3 protein-coding genes and 1 pseudogene are annotated in these 5,568 nt (G+C 43.2%); 3 read left to right on the top strand and 1 reads right to left on the bottom strand.

The features are described from left to right. Nucleotides 1-418: 418 nt before the first annotated feature. Genes PN457_RS16935 through PN457_RS16925 form a run of 3 tightly spaced genes read left to right on the top strand, consistent with a single transcriptional unit; the run spans nucleotide 419 to nucleotide 4,102 of the window. Nucleotides 419-3,451: a valine--tRNA ligase gene (locus tag PN457_RS16935; RefSeq protein WP_271734706.1), complete on the top strand. Its 3,033-nt coding sequence runs from the start codon at nucleotides 419-421 to the stop codon at nucleotides 3,449-3,451. 40 nt (nucleotides 3,452-3,491) lie between these two features. Then, entirely contained in the window at nucleotides 3,492-3,629 is a 138-nt protein-coding gene (locus PN457_RS16930; RefSeq protein ID WP_271734704.1) for a hypothetical protein, read from the top strand. 38 nt (nucleotides 3,630-3,667) lie between these two features. Further along, nucleotides 3,668-4,102: a hypothetical protein gene (locus PN457_RS16925; protein WP_271734702.1), complete on the top strand. Its 435-nt coding sequence runs from the start codon at nucleotides 3,668-3,670 to the stop codon at nucleotides 4,100-4,102. A gap of 96 nt (nucleotides 4,103-4,198) precedes the next feature. On the opposite strand, the pseudogene PN457_RS16920 reads toward PN457_RS16925, so the two are convergent. Next, a pseudogene (locus tag PN457_RS16920) lies at nucleotides 4,199-5,434 on the bottom strand (ABC1 kinase family protein); the annotation flags it as partial. Nucleotides 5,435-5,568 lie beyond the last annotated feature (134 nt).

Below are 5,568 nucleotides of genomic sequence, written 5' to 3'. Positions count from 1 at the left end.
CATCATTATGGTTTTAAGGGAACAGGGAACAGGGAACAGGGAACAGGGAATAGTGAGTAGGGAATAGTGAGTAGGGAATAGGGAATAGGGGATAGGGGATAGGGAATAGTGAATGTCCTAATTACCTTGGCGGTTGCTATAACTTTGAGTTGGGTTTTGAATCCTAGTAGCATTTTGTCACCAAGCGAAAAGATGACAGGTTTTGAGTAAATGTGATTATTTGTTAGTATTAGTTAATGAACGATTAAGTAATACTAACCCTCGATTCAACTGGGAAGCACCCATTAACTTTCTTGGTTAACCTTCTCAAATCTCCTGTTTGTCTGTCATCTCCGCCTGATGCTTTTCCTGTCCATGAATCCTTCTTCCAGGCTATGGCAAAATTTATAAGAGTCCTTCCAGAATTACTTGTCCCCGCATGACCGCAAATATTAGCAACCTCCCTAGTCTCTATGACCCATTTACCACCGAAGCCAGGTGGCAAAAATTTTGGGAAGAAAACCAAGTTTACAAAGCTGACCCCAATCAAGGCGGTGAACCTTACTGTATTGTGATTCCCCCTCCTAATGTCACGGGGAGTTTACACATGGGTCATGCTTTTGAAAGTGCCTTAATTGATACTCTGGTGCGCTATCACCGCATGAAAGGGCGTAACACCCTATGGGTACCGGGAACTGACCACGCCAGCATCGCCGTTCACACGATGTTAGAAAAACAACTGAAGAAAGAGGGTAAAACTCGCTACGAACTGGGGCGCGAGGAATTCTTAGAACGCGCTTGGCAATGGAAGGCGGACTCTGAGGGTACAATTGTTAATCAGTTAAAACGTTTGGGTGTGTCGGTTGATTGGACACGGGAACGGTTTACTTTAGATGAAGGTTTATCAAAAGCTGTTCTGGAAGCCTTTGTAAGTCTCTATGAGTCAGGATTAATTTATCGTGGAGAATATTTAGTGAATTGGTGTCCTGCTTCTGGGTCGGCGGTGTCTGATGTAGAAGTGGATAATCAAGAAGTTGATGGGAATCTTTGGCATTTCCGCTATCCCCTGAGTGATAATTCTGGGTTTGTGGAGGTGGCGACCACTAGACCGGAAACTATGCTGGGTGATACTGCTGTGGCTGTTAACCCCAATGATGAAAGGTACTCTCATTTGATTGGTAAGACCCTGACTCTACCAATTATGAATCGGGAAATTCCCATTATTGGTGATGAGTTTGTTGATCCCACTTTCGGAACTGGTTGTGTTAAGGTGACTCCAGCCCATGACCCGAATGACTTTGAAATGGGTAAGCGTCACAATCTGCCGTTGATCAATATTATGAATAAGGATGGAACTCTTAATGCTCAGGCTGGGGAGTTCCAGGGACAAGACCGCTTTGTGGCTAGGAAGAATGTGGTTTCTCGCTTGGAGTCAGAGGGTGTGCTGGTGAAGGTGGAGAATTATAAGCATACTGTTCCTTATAGCGATCGCGGTAAAGTCCCGGTAGAACCACTATTATCTACTCAGTGGTTTGTGAAAATTCGCCCCATGGCTGATCAAGCTTTAGAATTTCTGGACGGGCAAAATTCGCCGGAGTTTGTCCCCCAACGCTGGAGTAAGGTTTATCGTGATTGGCTGGTTAAGTTAAAGGATTGGTGTATCTCTCGTCAATTATGGTGGGGTCATCAAATTCCGGCTTGGTATGCGGTGAGTGAAACCGGCGGCCAAATTACCGATAATACCCCCTTTGTGGTGGCAAAATCAGCCGCTGAGGCTTGGGAAAAAGCTAAAACACAATTTGGCGAAAATGTCAAGTTAGAACAAGACCCAGATGTGTTAGATACTTGGTTTTCTTCTGGGCTTTGGCCATTTTCAACTTTGGGTTGGCCAGAACAAACGCAGGATTTAAGGACTTATTACCCTAACACTGCTTTGGTGACTGGTTTTGATATTATCTTTTTCTGGGTGGCCAGAATGACGATGATGGCCGGACACTTTACTGGGAAAATGCCATTTAATGATGTTTACATTCACGGGTTAGTTCTGGATGAAAACGGTCAGAAAATGTCGAAAACTAAAGGTAATGGGATTGACCCACTATTATTAATTGACAAGTATGGTACTGACGCGCTGCGCTATACCTTAGTTAAAGAAGTGGCGGGGGCGGGTCAAAATATCCGCCTGGAATATGACCGCAAAAAGGATGAGTCGTCATCGGTGGAAGCGGCGCGCAACTTTGCTAATAAGTTATGGAATGCGGCCCGGTTTGTGATGATGAATTTGGATGGACAAACGCCGCAACAGTTAGGTCAACCACTGGCTACAGAATTAAGTGATAAGTGGATTCTTTCCCGTTATCATCAAGTTATCAAACAAACTAGTAATTACATTGATAACTACGGTTTAGGGGAAGCGGCCAAAGGTCTGTATGAGTTTATATGGGGTGATTTTTGTGACTGGTATATTGAATTAGTCAAATCCCGGTTACAAAAAGATGCCGATCCCGCATCCCGCAAGGTAGCACAACAAATTCTTGCCTATGTGCTGGAAGGGATTTTAAAATTACTGCATCCCTTAATGCCTCACATTACTGAGGAGATTTGGCAAACTCTCACCCAACAACCAGGGGATTCTTTAGAAAGTTTATCTTTACAAGCCTATCCGCAAAGCGATAATCACCTGATTAATCCCGATTTGGAAGCACAGTTTGAATTGCTCATTGGTACAATCCGTACGATTCGGAATTTACGCGCTGAGGCGGATATTAAGCCAGGGGCGAAAATTACGACCAACTTGCAAACTGATAATCCCCAGGAACAGCAAATCCTCACAGATGGACGGGCGTATATTCAAGATTTGGCTAAGGTGGAGAATTTAACTATTGCTGGTGTGGGGGAAGCTTCTCCCGGAGATGAACCCGTCCCAGAAATGGTGGAGAAAAAACCTCTGAGGGGTTTAAAGACAATTGCTTTAATTATTGTACTGCTTGTCTTTACTAGGATAGGTTTAGCGACGGGGAAGGCAATTTATGAAATTCCCTTAATGGGGAGATTTTTTGAAATAGTTGGTTTGGGTTATGCATCTTGGTTTGTTGTACAAAATCTCCTCCTAGCTGAGGACAGACAAAAGCTTTTCGCTGTGTTTTCTGCGCCGCGCCATCCCAAGGAAATCTTACAAACAGAATTACAACAGCCACCAGCACCAGAAAATGCCATTGCTGGTGTTGTGGGTACTGTACAAGTGGTAATTCCTTTGAGTGGGGATGTTGTAGATATTGCTACTCTGCGGGCTAAACTGGAAAAAAGCCTCAACAAAGCCGAAGCTGAGGCTAAGTCTTTGAGTGGGAGGTTAAGTAATCCGAAGTTTGTGGATAAAGCGCCAGCAGAAGTGGTACAGGGAGCCAGAGATTCTTTAGCAGAAGCTGAGAAACAAGCTGAAATTTTGCGCGATCGCTTGCGTAGTTTAACATAGGTCTAATGGGTAATGGTTAAATACAAATTAACCATTACCTATGAACTTACAGCGCATTTTATCTGAGTTAGGTACACAAGGGCGGACACCGATAGCTACCGCTTGCGTAAGCCATTGCCCACCCCAGAAGATTTATGATATTAATGTGTTTACTTTATTGATTTTAAAAGTGCTGTAAATCATATTTTACTTTTCCCCACGGCTGAAAATAAAGCCATGCTATATCTAGCCCAAGTACATAAAAAGAAATTTTCAGATAACTATCACTTACGCTTGTTAGCACGTCAAGAAAGTCCAAACCTGTGGGTAATTATCCCTGAAGAGAGTGTGATTTCTGTGGGTAAAGAAACTAAGATGAGTGATAACTTGCTGGTTTTAGTGCAGCTTTCCCCTGAAGGTGATATTGAAAGTTTAGAAGATGCTAGGGACTGGGTAATAAATTTAGTGCAAACCTACCTCAGCATTGGTATGACACCAAAACAGTTAGAAGAAGAAGTAGAACTTGCCGAAAACTGGCGACAATCTCTAACTTTACAAAATCAAGAATTAGCTCGTCGTACTCTAGAACTAGAAGCACGTCGCGAACAGATTCAAGCCTTAGAAGAACGTCTTCGACGTGACAGAAATCGTCACCATGGAGACTCTGGTTAAACAATTCAAATCTAAGTTTATGTGGGAAAAAATCACCTGATCCCGAACCCCTCTCCTTGGTAAGAAGAGGGGAGTGTTAACTTCTCAGATATTGAGTTAAACTCTTGCGGTTTTAGCTAAGGGAAGAGCTTTAGTACTATCGAGTTCTTCGGATGCTAATAACTCGCGAATTAAACGCGCTATGGCTTTTTGCGCCAGGCGATTAGTAATTTGTTGACCCAACCGCTGTACACCTGGATTTACTAACAGTTGGGCCAGTTGGGGAGCTAATTCCACCGGATCAAAATCACGGTTTTCCCGAAGAATATTTAAAATGCGTTTAATATGGTCTAAGGTTTGTTGTTGCTCAACTGTGGCCCTTGGGATTTCGTGAACTGCTGTTAAACCTACTCTTTCTCGCAGGATATAAGTGAAGTTGTGCAGAACATTTTTACCTACAGCATTAACTCCATTGAGAAATTCATCTACTATTTTGTTGCGAATGAATGCACCCCGTTCAGAAGAAAGAAACTCGACTCCCTGGTTTAAAACTAGATTGAAGTCGTAATCCTGATTTTTCTTCGCATTACGTAACAAGTTTTCTAACCGATTCCAACGGAATTTTTCATCTTTAAATAGTAAGTTTTGCAGTGATGTTCTTAATTGTGGTGCTTCGTCGGTTAACAGACGTTTCGCAACATAAGGATAGGCTTCGCTGAGAACTTTGAAGTTGGGATCTATATATATAGCGATACCTTCGAGGGTTACCAGGGAGCGAATAATTAAAGCGTAGTAAGGAGGTACGCGGAAAGGATATTCATACATCAAAGCTGAGAGTTCATCAGTGATGCTTTTAATGTTCAAGTCAGCAACGCTGGCTCCTTGAGCATCAGCAAAGACTCTTGCAAAGGCGGGAATTATGGGTGTTAAGTCGGTGTCTGGTGATAAAAAATCTAGTTTAACGTAATCGTTGGCTAAACCTTCAAAGTCACGGTTAACGACGTGAACGATCGCTTCAATTAAACCATAACGCTGGGGCGGTTGTACCTGACTCATCATGCCAAAGTCGAGATAAGCCAATTTCCCCTCTGGTGTGGCTAATAAATTACCTGGGTGGGGGTCAGCATGGAAAAATCCGTGTTCGAGTAGCTGGCGCAGGGAACATTGGACACCCACTTCAATCAGATAACGAGCATCTATACCTTGGGCGTTGATTTCGGCAGTTTGGGTTAATTTTGTGCCGCTTATCCACTCCATGGTCAGGACGCGACGATTGGTGTATTCCCAGTAAATTTTCGGGATGTAAATATCTTTTATGTGACCATATAACTCGAAAAAGCGTTCGGCATTTTTAGGACTTACGCAACTGGCACAGGCGATCGCTACGCAGAGCTTGCATCTGTGTGTAGCAATCGCTAAATGAAAGCACATTGGTATTATATAAGTGATGTCAATGGCACGGGGGGATGCCTAGTGCAGTTGATAGT

The sequence above is a fragment of the Anabaenopsis arnoldii genome (assembly GCF_028331025.1).
GTDB lineage: Bacteria > Cyanobacteriota > Cyanobacteriia > Cyanobacteriales > Nostocaceae > Anabaenopsis > Anabaenopsis arnoldii.
The sequence above is the reverse complement of the archived record's forward strand: the minus strand, read 5'-3'. Positions and strand labels throughout refer to the sequence as shown.